Here is a 22402-nt window from a genome sequence, read left to right on the forward strand (position 1 = left end):
ACAGGGGATCGTCAGGAATATGAGGTGAAAAGAGTGGGGAAACGTTCATCACCCATAGATCAGCAGAAATGGTGGCAAAAACTTAAGGAGCACCGCTACATCAGGCATAGTTTATTTGTATTACTCGGGTTCCTTTTATATGCCGCTATGGTATCAAATGTTATACCTGAAACGTTAAATATAAGCCCGGGAACGATGTCAGACCAGGACATTCGTTCCCCGGTTACTGTTGAAGACAGGGATGAGACAGAGCAGAAGAAACAAGAAGCTGCTGAATCAGTCGACAGCGTTTATTCAATTGAAAGCAGATATGCTCAAAACCGTGTAGAAAAAATAAATGAAATTTTCCTTCTTGCAAAACAGGTACTTGATACTCAGGAAGAAAGAATACAGGCCTATGAAGCTTTTGAAGATAATGAGGATGCCGGACCTTCAGGTGCAGAGGGTGATCTGGAAGACGAAGAGAGGGAAATCCCCCCCGAGCCCCTGACTGAAGAGGAGAAGCTTGAAAACCTCCGGGCATTAATGTCTTCAAGGACAAGTCAGGAGCTGAGTGACCAGACACTGACTGCTCTGCTCAACTCTGATGAGGAGCAGCTGGATCAGGCTGAGCAGATTATTACCAATACGATCTACGATGTTATGGACGACGAGATCCGCATGGATGAACTTGATGTGGCGAGAGACCAGGCTGAGAGAAGGGTCTCTATCTCCATTGCCGACCAGGATCTGTACGAGGGCATGGTAGAGCTTGTCCGGTTTGGAGTGACAGCAAATTACCTTTATGATCAGGCTGCTACAGAAGAAGCGAGACAGCTTGCTGTGGAGACTGTTGAACCGGTTATGATTCGTGAAGGACAGCTTCTTGTGGCCCAGGGCCAGCTTGTCACAAGCGAAGTCTACCATCAGCTGGCTCTCGCGGGTCTGCTGGATGATCATACCAATATCTATCCTTACATAGGACTTGCCATCCTTGTCTTAATTATGACGGGTTTGATCGGGTATTTTTTAAGCGATGCGAAAACGTCTCTCAGAACGAATAATACCCATTTACTTATGTATGTCCTTATTTTTGGCCTTACTCTTGTAGTGATGAAGGTTGTGAGTTTTACACACCTGATTGAACTGCCGGGAATCAGTCTGATAGCCCCGGTAGCTATGGGTACGATGCTTATGACGATTCTTCTTCATCCGAGGGTGGCATTGTTTTCAAGTATGATGTTTGCTGTGACAGCAAGTATTATCTTCAATAATGAAACTACGAGTGTTGTAAATTTCACACACGGAATTTATGTATTTTTCAGCTGTGTAGCCGGAACCTTTTTTCTTAGCCAGTCACACAGAATGGCCCGGATCCTGCAGGCGGGATTATTTGTCGCAGGACTTAATATTCTAATTGTCATTGCTATTCTTATGCTGAGAAACGCTCAGTTCTCATTGTGGGAAGCAGGGCTGAGCGGAGCATTTGCAGCTGGGGCGGGGTTTTTGGCTGCAGTTCTTACGATCGGTCTTATCCCGTTTTTCGAAGCTGGTTTTGGTATTTTGTCTACAATGAAGCTTATCGAACTTTCAAGTCCCAACCACCCGCTCCTCAGGAAAATCCTCCTTGAAGCACCGGGGACTTATCATCACAGTGTTATTGTAGCTAATTTGGCTGAAGCGGGGTGCGAGTCCGTTGGGGCAAATGGGTTGCTGGCAAGAGTCGGGTCTTATTACCATGATCTTGGTAAAACAAGGCGTCCGCACTTTTTTATTGAAAATCAGATGAAAATGGATAACCCACACGATAAAATTTCTCCTCAACTGAGTAAAACCATCATTACAGCACACCCGTATGATGGGGCTGCAATGCTCAGGGAGCACCGGATGCCAAAGGAAATAATCGATATTGCAGAACAGCATCACGGGACAACGCTGTTAAAATACTTTTATTTTAAAGCGAAACAGGACGATGAATCTAGCGTAACTGAAGAAGAATTCAGGTACCCCGGACCGAGAGCACAGACCCGGGAATCAGCAATTGTCGGGATTGCCGATTCGGTAGAAGCTGCAGTCAGGTCCATGTCCAAACCGACACCGGAGAAGATTGAATCCCTGGTAAATAAAATTATTGCAGACAGGCTTGAAGACGGGCAGTTCAACGAGTGTGACCTGACCCTCAAAGAGCTGAATACTGTTGCTACTTCCATCTGTGAAACGCTTCAGGGGACTTTCCATTCCCGGATTGAATATCCCGATGAAATTACGGAGAAGAATGTGGATAAAGAGAAGGTGAAAAAACATGGATAAAGAAATTGTGTTAGTGGATGAAACAGAAGAGCTTTCAGACGTGCACGTTGAACTTGTACGCAGCGTCCTGGAAACAGCTTACGATGTTAAAGAAGTCAATCACGCAGCAGAAGTCAGTGTAACGTTTGTGACTGATGAAAAAATTCATGAATTGAACCGTGATTACAGAGGTATTGACCGCCCTACCGATGTTTTGTCGTTTGCTTTAAACGAAGGAGAAGATGAATTACCCCATTTTGAAGAAGGTGAAGATATTCCCGATCTTTTGGGGGACATCGTTATTTCCGTTCAGAAGGCACGGGAGCAGGCGGAGGAATACGGTCACACTTTTGAGCGTGAGCTTGGTTTTCTGGCAGTTCATGGCTTTCTTCATCTCATCGGCTATGACCATCAGACAGAGGAAGAGGAACAGGGAATGTTTAAACTTCAAGAGGAGATTCTGAAGCAGCATGACCTCAAAAAATAAACAGGCTTTTGTATCCTGGTCCAGGCTGATAAAAAGTTTTCGTTATGCATCTGAGGGTATTAAACATACATGGGCAAATGAACAAAACTTCCGAATTCACTCTATACTTGCCGGGATCGTATTAATTGCCTCAACACTTTTAGGTGTCAGCGTAGTTGAACAGGCGCTCCTGATACTTGTTATCGGTGGCGTTCTTGGACTTGAGCTGATTAATACCGCACTTGAGCGGTGCGTAGATATGATCACAAAGGAATACGCAATTGAGGCAAAAATTATTAAAGATGTAGCGGCAGGGGCTGTGATGGTGTTTTCCATTACAGCTGTTCTTGTTGGTATTACGATTTTCCTTCCAAAAATTATTGCACTTTTATTTTAGGCTTATATAGAGCTCCCGCTTTCCTTCACCTTCATGCGTGCTGTTCCGGAGCTTTGCAATCACAGGAAGTCTGTCTCCCATATTACGTTCACGGAGCACGATCCCTTGCAACTCAAATATAAGGCACTGAAAAAGTTGTTTTGTACTTTTTCAGTGGCCTCCTTTAGATTAAGGAGGCTTGCCGGCACCTCCACGGAAAGCGAAGGGCACGCAGAAAGGGCATCTTTATTTCCTGTACTCATAAGGAAGTAATTTCAACAGCAATAAAAAGAGCGGTTACCAGAACATGTTAAGGAAAGAGAAGGGAGACTCTGTTATGTGGAAGACTTTTCAAAGAAACCTTGTGGCAGGGTTTCTCTTTTTGCTTCCTGCAATTGCAACAATTTATGTTCTCCAGCTTTTATTTTCCATCATTGATAATTTCCTCGGCCCGTTTATCACTGATGTTCTCCGGGTAATGAGAGTCGTCAGCGTAGAGGAAGGAGGGCTTTATTTTCTCGGGGTATATACGCCGTTTACCGAACGCCTTGTGGGGATCGGCTTTATATTTACCCTGATACTGGTTGCCTGGATCGGAGCGGTAAAAAGAAAGGGAACAAAAGAGGAAGCCTTTACAGGAGTAGATCGCTTTTTCAGGAAAGTACCCGTGGTGAATTACATATATGGAACGGTGGATCAGCTGATTAATGCCTTTACTCAGGAAAGATCGTCTTTTCAGAAGGTGGTTATGGTAGAATATCCTCGTAAAGGTGTTTACACTCTTGGTTTTCTGACCGGTGAAACAAAAGGGGAAGTTCAGCGAATTACACAAAAGGATTCCATTAACGTCTTTCTTCCTACTACACCCAACCCTACATCGGGCTGGCTTGTCATTGTTCCTTTGGAGGATGTGACAATCCTTACAATGAGTGTGGAAGAGGGGCTGAAGTTTATTATCTCCGGGGGCGTTGTGGTCCCGCCGGATAAGGCAAAGGAACTGAATGAAGAATTTAATGAACAGCAAAAGGCTGAAAAGGAAAAGCTATTTAAAGACTTCGTAGTAAACGTAAGAAAGCATCGAAAGGGTGATTTGGATGGTCGACGCAAAGACATTGATAGCTGAAGCGAAAACAGCGAGGGAAAAAGCATACGTCCCTTATTCTAAATTTAAAGTTGGAGCTGCCCTTCTGTCAGCGGATGGACAGGTCTTTCACGGTTGTAATATTGAAAATGCTGCTTACAGCATGTGTAACTGTGCAGAAAGAACAGCGTTATTTAAAGCGGTCTCTGACGGGGTAACGAAATTCGAGGCGATTGCAGTAGTGGCCGATACAGAAGGACCGGTATCCCCGTGCGGCGCGTGCAGACAGGTGATGAGTGAACTCTGTGCCCCTCAAACGAAGGTTATTCTTACGAACCTTAAGGGAGATGTGTCGGAATGGACAGTACAGGATATCCTGCCAGGCGCTTTTTCAGGAGCTGATCTCGATGACTGAAAAAGTGTTTAAGTCAGGTTTCGTATCTCTGATCGGGCGTCCAAATGTAGGGAAATCCACCCTGTTAAATCAAATGCTGGGCCAAAAAGTAGCGATCATGAGTGACAAGGCCCAGACAACGAGAAATAAAATACAGGGTGTATATACAGAAGAGAGGGGACAGGTCGTGTTTATCGACACACCTGGTATTCACAAACCGAAGCACCGGCTCGGCGATTTTATGATGAAAGTTGTCGGAACAACGTTTAATGAAGTGGACACCATTTTATTTCTGGTTGACGCAAAAGAAGGCATGGGCCGTGGAGACGAGTTCATCATGGAGCGTCTTGCGTCTGTTAAAACCCCTGTATTTCTTGTGGTAAATAAAATCGACGAGGTTCACCCTGATGAGCTGCTTCCGTTTATTGATAAATACCGGAGCAAGTTTGATTTTGCAGAGATCATTCCTATTTCCGCTCTTCAGGGAAACAATGTAGAGACGCTAAAGGAGCAGATTTTTGCGAACCTTGAAGAAGGTCCCCAATATTATCCTTCCGACCAGATAACAGACCACCCGGAACGTTTCCTCATAAGCGAAATGATCCGTGAAAAAGTCCTTCACCTTACGAGGGATGAAGTGCCCCATTCCATTGCTGTGGATATCGAGCAGATAAAACTGCGGGAAGACGGGGAAACCGTTTATGTTTCAGCAGTCGTGGTAGTTGAGCGGAGCTCCCAGAAGGGAATTATTATCGGCAAAAGCGGCAGCATGCTCAAAGAAATCGGCAAACGTTCAAGAGAGGATATCCAGGCTCTGCTGGGTTCAAAAGTATTTCTTGAGCTGTTTGTCAAAGTAGAAAAAGACTGGCGAAACAAAGCCAAATACCTTAAAGAATTCGGCTACCGAGCTGATGAGTACTAAAAATTTTTGTTATTAAGGAAGGCTGATTTTGCAAAAATTGTTTTCTTTTTTGTGAAAAAGTAATAAACCCGTAGTGCCAAAGACTCCGGTTGCCGTGGGGGCCATGCAAGACCCTTCAAAGCTTCAGGAGGCTTGCCCACATCGCCCGGAAAGCAAAGGGCACTCAGGATTAATCTACATTTTTGTAGTGAGAATATCAGCGAAAGCAATCAATCAGAAAGGAAGGGATGCTCTTTTTGCCCGTGAAATCTGTTAATTTTTCCAAGTCATGAAAATGACTGATTAGAGGCACGCTAGTATGTAACGAAAGAATCAGCAAAATAAAGTCTGTTTGAAAGGGTGGAACCGTAAGTGAAAGAATTTTCTTGGAAGGTTTTCTCAGTCACAGGCAGTATTGATTCGTACTTGTTATTTAAGGAAATGGACAACAGAGACGCTGATAATCAGGATGAGGAAGAAGGAACAGAACAGGAACTTCAGCCTCCGGTGCATTAAAGGGTATCCCTTCTGCTGAGCTCGAGTGATTAAGCAAACAGCGAAGTGTGGTGTATGAATATGCTTCAAAAAGCAGAAGGCATTATTATCCGGACGAATGACTACGGAGAAACAAACAAAATCATTACGCTTTTCACAAGAGAGCAAGGGAAGCTGGCACTGATGGCGAAAGGTGCAAAACGGCCTAAAAGCCGGTTTGCCTCAAGTGCACAGCTTTTTATTTATGGCACATTTATTTTTCATCAGTCCAAAGGAGTAGGGACATTAAATCAGGCGGATATTACCGAATCCTTCAGAGATGTAAGAACCGATTTAATACTTACAGCCTATGGGGCATACATGGCGGAAATGATTGATAAGCTTACAGAGGACCGTCAGAGAAATCCGTATTTATTTGAACTGCTGTTTCAGCTTCTGAACAGGATGAATGAAGGTGAGGACAGTGAAGTCCTCATACGAATGTTTGAAACGAAGATGCTGCAGGTGGCGGGGATTGTTCCAATGCTCGATGCATGTGTCAACTGCGGGAGGCAGGAAGGAACCTTTGCTTTTTCCATAAAAGAGGCAGGCATTCTTTGTCATGCCTGTTATGATGTCGATCCGTACAGACTTGAAGCAGCGCCTGGAGTGCTTAAGCTTCTCCGCCTTTTTCACCATCTGGATGTGAGCCGGATCGGTAATATTCAGGTGAAACCGGAAACAAAAAAACAGCTGAAGTATATCCTTGAGCTGTATTACGATGAGTATTCAGGTCTCAGACTGAAATCGAAGCGTTTTTTAAGCCAGATGGAAAAATTAGAGTAAGGAAAGTTGACACCTCCATGCTTTTTAAGTAAGATACGAAATAACTACATACGTGTGCATGCATTGAAGAAGAGGAGTATTTAACCCCTCTGTATAAATCCTTAATTGAGGAAAAGCGAGCCCGGGACAGTGAGAGCCGGGTGTACAGAAGTTAAAGAAGGCGCTTTGGAGCATGGCTTTTTCGAAAAAGCAGGCTGACTTTTGTCAGCAATTAGGGTGGAACCGCGGGTAACTCTCGTCCCTATGTTCATGTTGAGCATAGGGGCGGGATTTTTTTGTTCCTGTTTCCAAGAATGGCCGTATCTCTCATGCAGCACACAGTTAGAATAGCGAATGGAGGGAACGTTATGAACGTTCAAGATATGATATTAACGCTCCAGAACTTCTGGGCAAAACAAAACTGTCTGATCACCCAGCCTTATGATGTTGAAAAAGGTGCCGGCACAATGAATCCCATGACCTTTTTGAAAAGTATCGGACCGGAGCCATGGAATGTGGCTTATGTTGAGCCTTCCAGAAGACCGGCGGACGGACGCTATGGTGAAAACCCGAACCGTCTCTATCAGCATCACCAGTTTCAGGTGATTATGAAACCTTCTCCTGATAACATTCAGGAGCTTTACCTTGAGAGCTTGAAGGAGCTTGGAATCAAGGCGGAAGAGCATGACATCCGTTTCGTTGAAGATAACTGGGAGCACCCTGCACTTGCTGCATGGGGGCTTGGCTGGGAAGTGTGGCTTGATGGAATGGAAATCACACAGTTCACTTACTTCCAGCAGGTTGGAGGACTGGAGGCAAACCCTGTCAGTGTCGAAATTACTTATGGTATTGAAAGACTTGCTTCTTATATTCAGGACAAAGAAAATGTTTACGACCTGGAATGGGTTAACGGAACAACATACGGTGATGTATTCCTTCAAAATGAATACGAGCAGTCTAAATATGCCTTTGAGATTGCAGATGCGAACATGTGGTTTACACTCTTCTCTACCTACGAGCAGGAAGGGATCAGGACGCTTGATGCAGGACTCGTTATCCCTGCTTATGATTATGTACTTAAGTGTTCACATGCCTTTAATATGCTTGATGCCCAGGGGGCGGTTAGTGTGACGGAACGTACAGGTTACATTGGCAGAATCCGTAATCTGGCCAGAAAGTGTGCCAAGGCTTATTACGATGAGAGGGAACGCCTTGGCTTTCCGCTTTTAAAAGAAGAGGAGGTATCAGACAATGAGTAATCGTACTTTTTTACTTGAGATCGGACTGGAAGAAATGCCAGCTCGTTTTGTTACTGATGCAATGAACCAGCTGAAAGAGAAAATGACTGCCTGGCTTAAAGAAAATCGTCTCAGCTATGAAGCTGTTCGTTCTTTCTCCACTCCCCGTCGTCTTGCTGTTCTTGTTGAAGGTCTTGAAGAGAAGCAGGAAGACAGAAGCGAAGAAGCGAAGGGTCCATCAAAGAAAATAGCTCGTGATAACGAAGGAAACTGGTCGAAAGCTGCCCAGGGATTTGCCCGTGGACAAAAAGTCGCAGTTGATGACCTTTACTTCAAGGAAGTAAAAGGAGAAGAATATGTGTTTGTTGACAAGTATATTAAAGGAAAATCAACAATTGAGCTTCTCGCAAGGGTTGACCAGCTGTTAACAGGCATCACTTTTGCGAAAAATATGCGCTGGGGAAATGGAAAGCTACGTTATGTGAGACCAATTAAATGGCTTGCAGCCCTTTATGGCAATGAAATTATTGATTTCAATATTGCCGGGGTACAGTCTTCCAATGTCACAACGGGACACCGTTTTCTAGGGGAAACAGTTGTTATCGAAGAAGCTTCTGAATATACGAGAACTCTTCTGAAGGAGCACGTACTCGCTGATCCTGCAGAACGTAAAAGTGCCATCGTAAAGCAGATTGACCAGCTGGCGGAAACGGAAGGCTGGGATGTGCCGGTGGATGAAGACCTTCTTGAAGAAGTTAACAATCTTGTTGAATATCCAACAGTCTTTTTCGGAACGTTTGATGAAAGTTTTCTTCATGTACCTGACGATGTCCTGATAACGTCCATGAAAGAGCATCAGCGTTATTTCCCGGTATTGAATAAAGAGGGAGAACTGCTGCCTAACTTCATTACTGTCAGAAATGGTGACCACCGTCACTTGGAAAATGTTCAAAAAGGGAACGAAAAGGTTCTCCGGGCAAGACTTGCGGATGCAGAGTTTTTCTACAAAGAAGATTTGAAATTGAACATTGATGATGCAGCAAACCGTCTTGAAAATGTTGTTTATCATGAAGAGCTTGGATCAATCGGGGATAAAGTCCGCCGTATAAAAGACTTATCTTCCCGTTTTGCAAAAAGGCTTAATTTTGACCAGGAGGCTGTCGGAACAGTAGAAAGAGCAGCCCACCTGAGTAAGTTTGACCTCGTCACCCATATGGTAGATGAATTTCCTGAACTGGAAGGCCGTATGGGTGAAGAGTATGCTGAAAAGGCAGGTGAAAAACCTGAAGTGGCCGCTGCTATCCGGGAGCATTATTTACCCCGCCACGCAAAAGATACACTGCCACAAAGGTCTGAATCTGCCGTATTGAGTGTGGCAGACAAACTCGATACTGTAGTGACCAGCTTTGGTATCGGGCAGATTCCGACTGGTTCACAGGATCCTCATGGATTGAGAAGGCAGACCGCGGCTGTTATCAGCATTCTTCTTGACCAGAAGTGGGATATAAAAGTAACCGACCTGTTTGATGAAGCGTTGGCCTTGAGTGAACAGCGTGGTGTATTGAAGCGAAGTAAGGAAGATGTTAAGGCGGACCTGATGGAGTTTACCGTCCTCAGGATAAAGAACATGCTCCAGGACAAAAACGTACGTTATGATATTATTGAAGCAGTGTTATCTGCAGGGATAAGCCGTGTGGATACGATTGTTGAAAAAGGCAGATTTTTAACGGAGCAGGCGAAAAAGCAGGATTTCAAGCATTTGGTTGAAGCGTTCAGCCGGGTTACAAATATTTCGAAAAAAGCTGAAGGAAATGTAATCCGGGCAGACGAATCTTTATTTAAACAGCCAGAAGAAAATCAGTTATATGCAACGCTCAGAGAGGTTAAACAGCAAGTTGTGAAGGCCCGGAGCAATGCAGATATTGAGAGTGAGTTTGAAGCATTAAAACAGCTTGAACCTGCGATTCATACCTATTTTGATAACATTATGGTTATGACTGATGATGCAAAAGTAAAGCAAAACCGTCTGGCTCAGATGAAGGAAGCTTCTGATGTCATACTGGCATTTGCAGACTTCCAGGCAATTGTTTTTCATTCGGAATAAAAGAAAGAACCTATGAAGGTAAAGAAGAATCCAGTTATATGAATGTCTCTGGATGAGGCGGTGATGATAATCGAGCTTAATAAACGACAGCAGCGTATTTTAGAGATTGTAAAAGATAAAGGCCCTATAACAGGGGAGCAGATTGCAGAAAAGCTCTCATTAACACGGGCGACGCTCAGGCCGGATTTGGCAATCCTGACAATGGCCGGCTTTCTGGATGCCCGTCCCCGGGTCGGATATTTTTATACGGGGAAAACCGGTGCGCAGCTTCTCACTGAAAAAATAGGAAAGCTGACCGTCAAAAATTATCAGTCGATACCGGTAGTAGTAAATGAATCAGCTTCTGTCTATGATGCAATTTGTACGATGTTTTTGGAGGATGTAGGTACATTATTTGTCGTTAACCGGACTTCTCATCTTGTTGGGATTCTATCCAGAAAAGATCTGTTAAGAGCCAGCATGGGCAAACAGGATCTGGAATCCATGCCGGTCAACATTATCATGACTAGAATGCCTAATATTACAACGTGTGAACCAACAGATCTTCTACTGGATGTTGCTCAGATTCTCATTACAAAACAAATTGACGGGCTGCCTGTTGTCAATTTCAAAGAGACTGATGGAGAGACCAAGATGGAAGTAGTAGGAAGAGTCACAAAAACCAGCATTACGAAAGCGTTTGTAGACATAGCGAACAACAAGATTGTTTAACAAACTCACCGGTAAAGATGCCTGCTTGCTTACCGGTACTGTTTTCGCACGTGTTGCTGTTATTACTGAATACTTTGCGTTCCCCTAGGAGTGACGCACATCAATCAAATAATTCAACAATGCTCTTTAACACAGCCATTGAATAGGATAATAAAGCAGGGGTTTCGAGACTCCTGCGGAAATCAACACCCGGGTTTTACAATCATTAAGCTTTATTCAATGCAAGACTGTTTTCGTAAAAATCGTTGCTTTAGCTAAAAAAAGTAAAAAAGTCGAAGTACTGAGGCTACTGTGGCGTGTGGGCCAGGCAAGTTCCCGAAGACCTATTGTTTTAGTAGGTTTGCCGGCACCGCCACGGATAGCGAAAGGCACGCAGGCTCCATCTTCTTTTTCTGTTCTCTTAGAGAAGTGAAAATAACAACAATCGATGCGGAAAAAGCGTAATCCAAAGATAAGCATTATCCACGCCAATCAGATAAAAGAGCAGTGTAAACAGGAGGGCGTCTCCCTTTATCTGCTCTAATGCGGGAATCAGGAGGTCGAAAGCGTATGAGCAAACGTCCGGTTGTATATGTTCTATCCGACTCAGTGGGTGAAACGGCGGAGTTGGTCGTTAAAGCATCAGCAAGCCAGTTTAACCACACGGGTATCGATGTGCGCAGAGTCCCTTACGTTGAAGACGAGGGGACAATTGATGAAGTGATTGCACAGGCAAAGGAAGACAATGGCATCATCGCCTTTACTCTCGTTGTTCCTGAGCTGAAAGATTACCTCATACAAAAGTCCAGCCATGCCGGTGTGCCAATTCATGACATTATCACTCCGATGATGGATTTACTGGAAAAACGTACAGGGGAAAAACCCCGCCTTCAGCCAGGGTTGATTCATACTCTTGATGAAGACTACTTTCGCAAAGTCGAAGCTATTGAGTTTGCGGTTAAGTACGATGACGGACGTGATCCAAGAGGAGTGAAAAGAGCTGATATCGTCCTGGTCGGTGTTTCGAGGACATCGAAAACCCCACTATCACAATACCTGGCACATAAACGTCTGAAAGTAGCCAATATTCCTCTTGTGCCGGAAGTGGATCCGCCGGAGGAACTTTTTCAGCTGGACAAGAAAAAGGTCATCGGTCTTAAAATCAGTCCGGAAAAACTCAACAGTATCCGCTCTGAGCGCTTGAAAAGCCTGGGGTTAAAAGAGGAAGCGAATTATGCTACTCTTAACCGGATTGAAGAAGAGCTGAGGTTTTCCGACAAAGTGATGGAAAGGATCGGATGCCAGTATATTGATGTGTCAAATAAAGCTGTTGAAGAGACAGCGAACATCATTTATAACATATACCGGAAAAACAACAATTAGTCCTGGCTGGGCTGACTAAGAGGGAATCACCTCTTAAGTCAGCCTTTTTTTTCACTCCGGTTGTATTTGCGGAATAAAGGTGTTCACGGAAGACCGGAATAAATGGCCGGGAGGTTTCCTGACCCTTTACTGAAAAGGAACTAAAGAAAGCAGTTGTAATGAACATAAAAATATATAAGTGCCAAATTTTAAAATCTCATTTAAAATGCTGGCGAAATCAATGCAGTTACTATATAATGAAAAATTGTGATTTATTTTTTTGTTTACAGAATGGAATATTGGAAAAAAGAACAAATAAATTTCAGATGTCAAGACTTTTTATCTTATTTTTGGTAAAGATAGTAAGTGTGTAATGAAAAAACGGCAGGAAAAGAAGGATTCGAACAGGAGATGTAGAATAGAGAATTATGTCACATAACTCCAGAACCGTTTTTATTGATGGAGATGCATGCCCGGTTCGTGATGAAGCTGTCAGGATATCCGGCCGGTATGATCTGCCTGTAGTATTGGTGAGTTCATATGCTCACGAAACAAGTAAAACGTTTCCCTCCCATGTTCAAAAAATCACAGTGGACCAGGAAGCCGAAGCTGCTGACATGGCTATTGTAAAAGGCGTTAAAAAGGGAGATGTCGTTATCACCCAGGACCATGGTCTTGCTGGATTACTTATTGCTAAGGGGGTTCATGTACTTACACCAAGAGGCAGAATCATTACAGATCTATACATTAATACGCTGCTGTCCATCCGGCACGATCAGGGAAAGCTCAGACGAGCAGGTAAGAAAACAAAAGGCCCTAAGAAGATGTCGAATGAAGACCGCAGACACTTTGAAAATCAGTTTGAAAAAATTCTGTCTAACAGGCAGGAATTTTGACGAATGAGGCGAATCTATAATAGCCATCCCTTAATAAAGAATGGTAATTTAGGGTGGTGAATCAACCTGAGTATGCGTATACCACAAGAAAAAATAGAAGAAATCCGGAAATCACAGGACATTGTTGATGTTATCGGTGATTATGTCCAACTAAAGAAGCAGGGCAGGAATATGTCCGGCCTGTGCCCTTTCCACGGTGAAAAAACACCTTCATTCTCCGTGTCTCCCGATAAACAGTTGTATCACTGTTTCGGCTGTGGAGCGGGCGGAAATGTCTTTTCATTTATTATGGAAATTGAAGGTGTCAGTTTTGTGGAATCGGTTGGTAAGCTGGCAGAGCGGGCAGGTATTCCCCTTCCCGAAGCCGCGGGTCAGACTCCCGAGAATTCAAAGGAACAGCGCAGAACCCGTTACTGGGTTGAAGCGCACAAACTGGCTGCAAAGCTCTATCAGCATGTATTACTGCAAACTGACGAGGGCAAAGAAGCAAAGCAGTACCTAGAAGAACGAGGGTTTGATGAAGAAACGATTAAAGAATTCCAACTGGGGTTTGCACCTGATTCGTGGGATTTTCTTACGTCCTTTCTGTCAAAACGGAACTATAACATGGATGAAATGATTGAAGCAGGTCTTCTCGCCAGACGGGACTTCGACGGAAAGCCATTCGACAGATTCCGAGGGCGAATCATGTTTCCCATCTGGGACCGTAAAGGCCAGACAGTTGGTTTCAGCGGACGCGTTCTTGGCAGTGGTCATCCCAAGTACATGAACAGTCCCGAATCTGATCTCTTCAATAAAAGCCAGCTACTGTATGCCTTTAACCGTGCCCGGCCATCCATCCGGAAAAAAAATGAAGTTATTCTGTTTGAAGGCTATGCCGATGTTATTTCTGCATACAGAGTGGGTATAGGTAATGGTGTTGCTTCCATGGGTACTGCCCTTACGGACCGGCAGATCAAAATGCTGAAGAGAAATGCCGACAAGGCAGTTCTTTGTTTTGATTTTGATGATGCAGGTCAGAATGCGACATACAAGAATGCAGAAATGCTCGAAAGTGCAGGAATGAACGTAAGGGTTGCCAAACTCGAAGAAGGGCTTGACCCTGACGATTATATCAACCGGCACGGAGGAAAAAAGTTTAAAGAAGAAGTTCTTGAAGGAAGCCTGACATTAATGGGGTTTAAATTCCGTTATTTCAGGAAAGGATTAAATCTCCAGGATGAAGGGGACCAAATTGAATATGTTGAAAAAATGCTGAGTGAAGTAAGCAAACTGAACCGGGCGGTGGAACGAGACCACTATATCCGGCAGCTCGCTGAAGAATTCAATTTATCACTCGACGCATTAAAACAGGAACTCATCCAAATTTATAAGAGACGTAAAAAAGGCAGGAAAGACGAACCGGCTGAAAGAAAGCCGGAGAGAAAAAGACTGTCGGTTCAGGCCGGGAAAAGGCTTCTGCCTGCTTATGCAAATGCCGAGCGTTTTCTGCTTGCTCACATGCTTCAGGATGCTGAAGTAGCCTTCAGGGTTCAGGAAAAACTTGGAGCATCTTTTAATATAGATGACTATCATGCGATTGCTGCTCATCTGTACAGTTATTACGGTGAGGGTCACCTGTCTCTTGCGGGCTTTATCGAACAGCTGTCAGATGAAGGACTCAAGCGGACCGTGAGTGAACTTGCGATGATGACAATCAATGTTGAATTGTCTGAGCAGGAATTGAACGATTATATTAAACAAATTCTTAACTATCCCAAAAGGCTTGAGATAGAAAGAATGAAGCAAGAGATGAAAGCATCACGGGATCCGAATGAGGCTGCTGTGATTGCTAAAAAAATAAGTGAAATGGAACAACAGCTTAAAAACAGCCTGTTAACATAGTGAGTGTCCGGCAGGGCATTCTCTAATACAAGAAGTTGTCGTGAACCAATGGAAGGAGGGATCGCATGGCTGAGAAACCTATTCGTCCTATGGCGGAAGGCGATCTAACCATCGATCAGGTGAAGGAACAATTAGTTGAACTCGGAAAGAAGCGGGGGGTGCTGACTTATGCTGAGATTACCGAACGTCTCGCAGCATTTGATCAGGACTCTGAACAAATGGATGAGTTCTTTGAATACCTCGGTGAGCAAGGTGTCGAGATTATGAATGACAATGAAGGTGTCAGTGTCCCAAGTATGCAGCAAGTTGAAAAAGAGGATGAATTTGACCTCAATGACTTGAGTGTACCTCCCGGGATAAAGATTAATGATCCTGTCCGTATGTACCTTAAGGAAATCGGTCGTGTTCCTTTATTGTCAGCACAAGAAGAGGTCAGTCTTGCAAAGCGTATTGAAGACGGGGATGAAGAAGCGAAACGCCGTCTTGCCGAAGCGAACCTCAGACTTGTGGTAAGTATTGCAAAGCGTTATGTCGGTCGTGGTATGCTGTTCCTTGACCTGATCCAGGAAGGAAACATGGGGCTGATTAAAGCCGTTGAAAAGTTCGATTATAACAAAGGCTATAAGTTCAGTACCTATGCCACCTGGTGGATTCGTCAGGCAATTACCCGTGCGATTGCAGACCAGGCGAGAACGATCCGAATTCCGGTTCACATGGTTGAAACGATCAACAAGCTTATTCGTGTTCAACGTCAGCTACTTCAGGATCTTGGCCGGGAACCTTCTCCTGAAGAGGTCTCAAAGGAAATGGATCTTACCCCTGAGAAAGTCCGGGAAATCCTTAAGATTGCCCAGGAGCCCGTTTCACTTGAGACGCCGATCGGTGAAGAAGATGATTCTCACCTTGGTGACTTTATTGAAGACCAGGAAGCACTGGCACCTTCCGATGCAGCTGCCTATGAATTATTAAAGGAGCAGCTTGAAGACGTTCTTGACACCCTTACGGACCGGGAAGAGAATGTGTTAAGGCTGCGCTTCGGACTTGATGACGGGCGTACAAGAACACTTGAAGAAGTAGGAAAAGTGTTTGGCGTTACTCGAGAACGTATCCGTCAGATTGAAGCAAAAGCACTTCGTAAGCTGCGCCACCCGAGCAGAAGCAAAAGACTTAAAGATTTTCTTGAATAGAATATTTACTGAACCTGGATATGGGATAATACCCGTATCCGGGTTTTTATTTACCATAAAAGTGATAAATTTCATTTACATTCTGTTCCTGATAAATCTGCAGGTACCTCCGGGACAAGAACTTCTGGAATGAATAGTGATTTATAAAGATTTATTTAACCCTATTAAAATGGGGCTGATTTCTTTCGATATTATTAATATGACTCAATAAGATCGGCAGGGATCGTTTATGGATGACAGAAAAAAAATCATTATTCGTGAAATAGAGTATTGGAGAAGGAATCGTCTCCTCCCTGAAGTATACTGCACTTTTTTGTTACGCCTTTATGAAGATAAGGAACATGACCAAAATGAAAGGAGAAAAGGTCTGTTCACTGACTTTACATCCCTTTTATACGTAACAATTGCCATTTCACTGATAGCGTTAACATTTCTTGTCATTTATTTTACTCAGTTTTCGTCGTCAATGCAAATAGCCTTGCTTTCGCTCATTCTGCTTGCCCTGGGAAGGGGGCTTTTCGTCACTTTCAGAAAGGGGTTGGCGGTTGTTCATATCTTTATCGGCAGCTGCGCTGTTCTCATGCTTTATACCCTTGTTTCACTGGCTCAAGCGATGTTTCCTGGGGCTAATGGAGCTTTGAATACAGTGGTTATCCTGGCGTGTATCACCTGGATGGCTGCAGGGTGGAAAACGGGCTTCGTTTATTTATTCGTCGCAGGAATTACCGGGTTATTTATGCTTACCATTGCGAGTGTATTTTTTTAAGAGAGTGCCTATGTTAAAATCATGTGTTGTTTTACGCTCATTGCAGCGGGGGCGCCGATGAGCCTCCAAGAGGTTTATACCTGCTTCTTCCTCTGCAAATAACGCTACGTAGGTATGTGCGTCGAAGCAATTCGAAGCTGATTCGTGGTGTACTGCTCGTTGCTCCCGCAGGAGTGTCGCATATTCGCTGCAATCAACATTTTCAATAAATCAACAACACTCTTTAACACAGCTAAGGGAGTACGTTAGCCTTTATTACAGCAGAACGGTATAATGGAAACCAAGTCAAAAATAAAGGAGACATCTGTTTATGGAGGTCATTGCACACCGGGGAAATACATTTTATGCACCTGAAAATACGATGGCAGCTTTTTTATCCGCTGCATCCTATAATATAAGCGGAATCGAACTTGACGTGCAGTGGACGAAGGATGGTGTGCCGGTTGTTTTTCATGATGAAAAAGTTGACCGGACCACAAACGGAAGTGGATGGATCCGGTCATTTACATACAGGGAGTTAAGACAGCTTGACGCAGGAAGCTGGTTTGCCGGAAGATTCGGCGGAGAAAAAATCCCATCTCTACAGGAAGTACTCGAATGGATGAAAGGTGAGGATATTACGTTGCATATGGAAGTAAAAAAGCCGCCGCGGCAATTTGAAGAGCTTCTGGATATGACGCTTGGGATGATTGAAAACCACGGGATGGCCCATAAAACAGTCGTCTCCACTTTTTATCACCCGCTCCTCACCTACATGGCCGGCCAGAAGAGAACGCATTTCCAGCGTGCATTCCTGACAAAAACCCCCTTGTTCAGGGGTATCCGGTATTTAAACAGTATTCAGGCACATGCGATTCACATCCGCCATTCCTATCAAGCTATGAGGTTCTATCCGTTGTGGGCAAAAAGCGGTATACCTGTAAGAGCCTATACCATTAATCGTGAAAAAGAGGCCCTGAGGTGTAAACGCCTGAATGTTACCAGTATTATAACGGATGATCCGAAAACAATGACATCGTTATTTCCTCAACCGGAACAATCACATGGTGAAAACAAAATATAGACAGACTTGTTTTTGTATAAAGTTCGGGTAATTGTAACAGAATCTACAAGAGAGAGACAATAATTCGCCTTTCCTCTTTTCACTTAAACGTTTTTAGAGTAAAATATACTATAGCTTTGTTAAGCTAAACTTCGGGACCGGTTTGGTACTATCCCGGTTTAAGACTTACTGACATTTGAAGGAGGTACATACACATGAGAGGGAAACCCCTTTATCCGTTCCTTGTAACCGCTTTTCTCGGAATCTTATTAATGATCGCTTTATCCTTTGTTGGGAACGTCCAGCAAGCTGAAATTGCTCAGGAAGGCGAAGAAGGAGAAAACGGAGAAGCAGAAGAGCAAGAGTTCGACGATCCGATTGAACTTGGGGAACACGTCTATGAGCAAAACTGTCTTTCCTGTCACGGCGGTGACTTAGAAGGCGGCTCAGGACCTGCTCTTAATGACGGCTCATATGACCAGGAGGCTATTCTAACTGCGATTGAAGAAGGTCCGGGTTCAATGCCTGGCGGTCTTGTAAGCGGCGAAGAAGCTGAAGCCGTAGCAGAATATATCTTAAATGAAAATGAATAAGAAGATGAAAAAGAAGGGATGATCTGTTCCTTCTTTTTGTCTATTTAAAATACATACTGATTAGGTGAAAAAAATGAAACCACAAGAGTTATCTGAGCGATTAAAAAAAGTTGCTTCATACATTCCAGAAGGGTCCCGCCTTGCAGATATCGGGTCTGACCACGCGAAACTTCCTTGTTACGCCTTGGAAAGAGGCCTGATTATTACAGCAGTTGCCGGAGAGGTAAATGAAGGTCCATTAAATGCGGCCAATAGAAACATTCGCGCAAAGGGCATGGAAGAAAGTATTCATGCTAAACTGGGTGACGGCCTGCAGGTGCTGGACGGCGAAACGGTTGACGTCATTACAATTGCAGGTATGGGAGGTCCCTTGATTGTCAGGATTCTAGAGGACGGGAAAAAAAGACTGGGTGCTTCCGTTCAAAGGCTGATCCTGCAGCCGAACGTTGCTTCTGATCATGTCAGGAAGTGGCTCTATGACAATCAATGGTCGCTAATTGATGAGCAGATTCTTGAAGAGGATGGTCATATTTATGAAATCCTGGTTGCTGCAAGGAGTGAAGCACCGGAAGCAGCTTATAACAAACATGAGCTTGAAAAAGAGATGTGGCTTGGGCCGTTTTTAATGAAGCAGAAAAATTCAGCGTTTGAATTGAAGTGGTCTAAGGAAAGAGAACAACTGAAGAAAGTGAAAGAGCAATTGTCCAAAGGTGGAAACACAGCAGCATTAACTGAAAAGAAGAAGAAAATTGATCAATATCTTATTTGGTTGGAGGAGGAGTTATCATGAAGCACGCAAACGGCCAGGCCATTATCCAGGCGTTCGAAGCTTTCTCTCCGAAGCACTATGCTGTGGAGGGAGATAAGATAGGACTTCAGGTCGGAACGTTAAACAAGCCGGTTAAAAAGGTAATGGTAGCACTGGATGTCATCGAACCGGTGGTAGATGAGGCAATCGAGGCCGGTGTGGATCTCATTATCGCACACCACCCGATTATTTTTAAGCCGATAAAATCCCTTCGTACAGATCAGGTATACGGCAGGACGATAGAGAAGCTGGTCAAACACGATATTACCGTTTATGCTGCTCATACCAACCTTGATGTGGCACCGGGCGGCGTTAATGACCTTATGGCTGAAGCATTGGGTATTAAAGAGGCGGAAGTCCTCGTAGAAACGTTTGAGGACCCATTGAAGAAGGTCGTGGTGTATGTTCCCGAAGAAAATGCACAACAGGTCAGAGAAGCTATGGGGCAGGCGGGCGCCGGTCACCTCGGAAACTACAGTCATTGTACCTTCAATACGAAAGGTACAGGAATTTTCAGGCCGGGAGAGGGAACGGACCCTCATATCGGGGAAAAGGGAAAGATGGAATATGTGGACGAAGTAAAGATTGAGTCTGTATTTCCTGCATCAATCGAAAAGCGTGTGGTTCGTGCGATGACGAATGCCCATCCTTATGAGGAAGTGGCTTATGACTTATATGAAATGGCGGTGCCGGGCAGAAAACTTGGCCTTGGAAGAATAGGTGAACTCAAAAATGAAATGACCTTAAAAGAGTTCGGTGAACATGTGAAAGAGGCATTCGGTGTAAGAGGTGCCAGAGTAGTCGGCGATTTGGATAAAAAGGTGAAAAAGGTTGCCGTTCTTGGCGGAGATGGTAATAAATATGTGAACCAGGCTTTATTTAAGGGCGCCGATGTATTTGTAACCGGTGACTTATACTATCATGTTGCACACGATGCAATGATGGAAGGTCTGATGATGGTTGACCCGGGTCATAACGCAGAAAAAATTATGAAACAAGGAGTGGCAGGTTTCCTTTCTGCTTTTATTGATGAAAAGAAATACAGCACGGAGGTTATCACTTCCAAAGTAAATACAGATCCGTTTCAGTTTATTTAAGATCAAGAAAAAGGCTGCACCAGAGTCCTATGCCTCTGATGCAGCCTTTGATTTCGCTGTTGAATGGCGTTATTTGTCCTTCCTCCGGGTCCAGAGAAGGAAGGTGAAGCCTGTGTGCTCTTTGCTTTCCGTGACGGTGCCTCCATTGCCACAGGAGTCGCAGACACTTCGGCACCATCAGCCTTTTAAGGGAAAGCAACAATCTTTACGAAAAAATCCTTCATTCATTACTGCGCCTGTTTCTTTTTCACTTTAGGAAGGATTTTACTCATCTTAACCTGGCTGACGGTACTCCATGTTCCTGGATCTTCTTCTTCAAATTGTTCAAGAAACTTGATGACTTCTTTTGTAATCGGAGTAGGTGTACTTGCGCCGGATGTGACAGCGACTTTTGAAATGCCTTTTAACCAGCTCAGATCAATCTCGTTGACGTTGGCAATTCGGTAGGCCGGAGTACCGGCGATTTCTTTAGAAACTTGTGCAAGGCGGTTGGAATTGTTACTTTTCGGGTCGCCAACAACTAAGAGAAGATCTGATTCTCCTGCTTGCTTAGCCACTGCTTCCTGCCGCACCTGGGTTGCCATACAAATTTCGTTATGAACCTCAGCATGAGGATATTTACTCAACGCTTTATTTATAATGTTTTTAACATCCCACTGACTCATGGTTGTCTGGTTTGTAATAATAATACGGTCAGAATCGATTGTGAGTTCATCCACATCAGCTTCTGATTCAACAAGATGAACGATATCCGGTGCTACACCCATAGCTCCTTCAGGTTCAGGATGCCCTTTCTTACCTACGTAGATCACGTGGTAGCCTTCTTGTTTTTTCTCCCGGATCAGGTCATGTGTCCGTGTCACATCAGGGCAGGTTGCATCTACTGTTGTAAGCCCTTTTTCTTTAGCCAGTTTACGGACCTCAGGTGATACACCATGTGCAGTAAAAATCACCGTACCTTTATCCACTTTTTTCAGTATGTCGAGGCGGTTCGGTCCGTCAAGGGTAATAATGCCTTCTTCGTCGAAAGCATCGGTTACGTGTTTGTTGTGCACGATCATACCTAAAATATAGATCGGACGTGGCAGGTCCAGGTTTTCAGCTGCCTGCCTTGCAAGAACCATTGCGTCAACAACACCATAGCAATAGCCTCGCGGGGATATTTTTAAAACGTCCATATTTATTCATTCCTCCTAAGAGACATTATCAAATAAGTAAGTATCACCCCTCATTATAAAGCACATAAGTGAAAAGGGGAACCACCTTGCCTTTTGCAACGAAGTCAAAAAAAGGTGCCCCCTGCATCGGGAGCACCTTTGCTATTAAGCGCCTTGGGAGTTCTTCATAATGAATTCGTAGGCTTCTTCTTCAGAAATATCATTTACAAGCATTAATTCACTAGCGATGAACTGTTTGGCACGGTCCATGTTTTTTCGGTCTTCCATATGAAGTCCGTTTGTACGCTCGCCTTCTTTGGATGTCAGGTTGGCTATCACACTGGCAGCGTCCATGATGCAGCCGGTTTTCAAAAGGGTTTCATTTTCTTTTGAATACGGTCTTGCAGCTTCTTTTTTGGAGGCGTTGAGGTCTGGCTGACTTAATGCAGAAGCGAGTTCGTCGACTTTGGAAGTCTCAATCACTTTTCTGAGTCCGGATTCTTTAACGCGGCCTTCCGGAAGCATTAACGTAACGTGGTTCAGTGGAAAGAAAACAACGAAGTAGTTAATTTTTTCGCCTAAAATATCTTTTTCTTCCATATCTTTAATGGTACCGGCACCGTGGTACGGGTAAACAACGTGATCACCGACTTTGAACATATACATTCCTCCATTACGGTTATAAGAGTTATTTTACCACAAAAAGATATAAATTAAAAATTTTACTATGATGGACAAGTTTCGTCAATACAAAATAAATAAGAAAGAAAAATCAGCCTTATTTTAAAAGACT

General features: G+C 44.0%; 22 protein-coding genes. 20 read left to right on the forward strand and 2 right to left on the reverse strand.

The window, feature by feature from the left end; all coding sequences use genetic code 11:
• Positions 1 to 33 precede the first annotated feature (33 nt).
• From EBO34_RS02580 to EBO34_RS02675, 20 genes are all read left to right on the forward strand, one after another.
• Entirely contained in the window at positions 34 to 2289 is a 2256-nt protein-coding gene (locus EBO34_RS02580; RefSeq protein WP_122896390.1) for an HD family phosphohydrolase, read from the forward strand.
• Complete coding sequence (ybeY, locus tag EBO34_RS02585) at positions 2282 to 2755, forward strand: rRNA maturation RNase YbeY (RefSeq protein WP_122896391.1); 474 nt, start codon at positions 2282 to 2284, stop codon at positions 2753 to 2755. Before EBO34_RS02580 ends, ybeY begins: the two co-directional genes overlap by 8 nt.
• Entirely contained in the window at positions 2739 to 3131 is a 393-nt protein-coding gene (locus EBO34_RS02590) for a diacylglycerol kinase family protein (RefSeq protein WP_122896392.1), read from the forward strand. The genes ybeY and EBO34_RS02590 overlap by 17 nt, the downstream gene beginning before the upstream one ends.
• A 316-nt stretch (positions 3132 to 3447) precedes the next feature.
• A complete protein-coding gene (locus EBO34_RS02595; protein ID WP_122896393.1) occupies positions 3448 to 4233 on the forward strand; it encodes a DUF502 domain-containing protein in 786 nt (261 codons plus the stop codon).
• Positions 4205 to 4606, forward strand: a complete 402-nt coding sequence (cdd, locus tag EBO34_RS02600; protein WP_122896394.1) for a cytidine deaminase — start codon at positions 4205 to 4207, stop codon at positions 4604 to 4606. The genes EBO34_RS02595 and cdd overlap by 29 nt, the downstream gene beginning before the upstream one ends.
• Complete coding sequence (era, locus tag EBO34_RS02605) at positions 4599 to 5507, forward strand: GTPase Era (protein ID WP_122896395.1); 909 nt, start codon at positions 4599 to 4601, stop codon at positions 5505 to 5507. The genes cdd and era overlap by 8 nt, the downstream gene beginning before the upstream one ends.
• A 351-nt stretch (positions 5508 to 5858) precedes the next feature.
• A complete protein-coding gene (locus tag EBO34_RS02610; RefSeq protein ID WP_122896396.1) occupies positions 5859 to 6002 on the forward strand; it encodes a YqzL family protein in 144 nt (47 codons plus the stop codon).
• A 60-nt stretch (positions 6003 to 6062) separates the two neighbouring features.
• Positions 6063 to 6806: a DNA repair protein RecO gene (gene recO, locus EBO34_RS02615; RefSeq protein WP_122896397.1), complete on the forward strand. Its 744-nt coding sequence runs from the start codon at positions 6063 to 6065 to the stop codon at positions 6804 to 6806.
• Positions 6807 to 7153: 347 nt separating this feature from the next.
• Positions 7154 to 8044, forward strand: a complete 891-nt coding sequence (gene glyQ / locus EBO34_RS02620; RefSeq protein WP_122896398.1) for a glycine--tRNA ligase subunit alpha — start codon at positions 7154 to 7156, stop codon at positions 8042 to 8044.
• The gene (gene glyS / locus EBO34_RS02625; protein WP_122896399.1) at positions 8037 to 10127 is read left to right on the forward strand and encodes a glycine--tRNA ligase subunit beta; all 2091 of its coding nucleotides are present in this window, start codon (positions 8037 to 8039) and stop codon (positions 10125 to 10127) included. Before glyQ ends, glyS begins: the two co-directional genes overlap by 8 nt.
• 63 nt (positions 10128 to 10190) lie before the next feature.
• Positions 10191 to 10838, forward strand: a complete 648-nt coding sequence (ccpN, locus tag EBO34_RS02630; protein WP_122896400.1) for a transcriptional regulator CcpN — start codon at positions 10191 to 10193, stop codon at positions 10836 to 10838.
• A 549-nt stretch (positions 10839 to 11387) separates the two neighbouring features.
• Complete coding sequence (locus tag EBO34_RS02635; protein ID WP_122896401.1) at positions 11388 to 12200, forward strand: pyruvate, water dikinase regulatory protein; 813 nt, start codon at positions 11388 to 11390, stop codon at positions 12198 to 12200.
• A gap of 407 nt (positions 12201 to 12607) precedes the next feature.
• A complete protein-coding gene (locus EBO34_RS02640; protein WP_122896402.1) occupies positions 12608 to 13075 on the forward strand; it encodes a YaiI/YqxD family protein in 468 nt (155 codons plus the stop codon).
• 72 nt (positions 13076 to 13147) lie between these two features.
• Positions 13148 to 14959: a DNA primase gene (gene dnaG, locus EBO34_RS02645; protein ID WP_249413980.1), complete on the forward strand. Its 1812-nt coding sequence runs from the start codon at positions 13148 to 13150 to the stop codon at positions 14957 to 14959.
• 65 nt (positions 14960 to 15024) lie between these two features.
• Positions 15025 to 16146 carry an RNA polymerase sigma factor RpoD gene (rpoD, locus tag EBO34_RS02650; protein ID WP_122896404.1) on the forward strand — a complete coding sequence of 374 codons (1122 nt, stop codon included), beginning with the start codon at positions 15025 to 15027 and terminating at the stop codon, positions 16144 to 16146.
• Between the two features lie 229 nt (positions 16147 to 16375).
• Positions 16376 to 16912, forward strand: coding sequence for a hypothetical protein (locus EBO34_RS02655; protein WP_122896405.1), 537 nt, complete (start codon positions 16376 to 16378; stop codon positions 16910 to 16912).
• A 310-nt stretch (positions 16913 to 17222) separates the two neighbouring features.
• Positions 17223 to 17975 carry a glycerophosphodiester phosphodiesterase gene (locus tag EBO34_RS02660; RefSeq protein ID WP_122896406.1) on the forward strand — a complete coding sequence of 251 codons (753 nt, stop codon included), beginning with the start codon at positions 17223 to 17225 and terminating at the stop codon, positions 17973 to 17975.
• A 194-nt stretch (positions 17976 to 18169) separates the two neighbouring features.
• Entirely contained in the window at positions 18170 to 18547 is a 378-nt protein-coding gene (locus EBO34_RS02665; protein ID WP_122896407.1) for a c-type cytochrome, read from the forward strand.
• 73 nt (positions 18548 to 18620) lie between these two features.
• Positions 18621 to 19337 carry a tRNA (adenine(22)-N(1))-methyltransferase gene (locus EBO34_RS02670; RefSeq protein WP_122896408.1) on the forward strand — a complete coding sequence of 239 codons (717 nt, stop codon included), beginning with the start codon at positions 18621 to 18623 and terminating at the stop codon, positions 19335 to 19337.
• A complete protein-coding gene (locus EBO34_RS02675; protein WP_122898468.1) occupies positions 19331 to 20452 on the forward strand; it encodes a Nif3-like dinuclear metal center hexameric protein in 1122 nt (373 codons plus the stop codon). The genes EBO34_RS02670 and EBO34_RS02675 overlap by 7 nt, the downstream gene beginning before the upstream one ends.
• A gap of 227 nt (positions 20453 to 20679) precedes the next feature.
• On the opposite strand, the gene EBO34_RS02680 is transcribed toward EBO34_RS02675, so the two are convergent.
• Positions 20680 to 21630: a 4-hydroxy-3-methylbut-2-enyl diphosphate reductase gene (locus EBO34_RS02680; protein ID WP_122896409.1), complete on the reverse strand. Its 951-nt coding sequence runs from the start codon at positions 21628 to 21630 to the stop codon at positions 20680 to 20682.
• Between the two features lie 144 nt (positions 21631 to 21774).
• The gene (locus EBO34_RS02685) at positions 21775 to 22269 is read right to left on the reverse strand and encodes a CarD family transcriptional regulator (protein ID WP_122896410.1); all 495 of its coding nucleotides are present in this window, start codon (positions 22267 to 22269) and stop codon (positions 21775 to 21777) included.
• Positions 22270 to 22402: the final 133 nt, after the last annotated feature.

The organism is Alteribacter keqinensis, assembly GCF_003710255.1.
Taxonomy (GTDB): Bacteria; Bacillota; Bacilli; order Bacillales; family Salisediminibacteriaceae; genus Alteribacter; species Alteribacter keqinensis.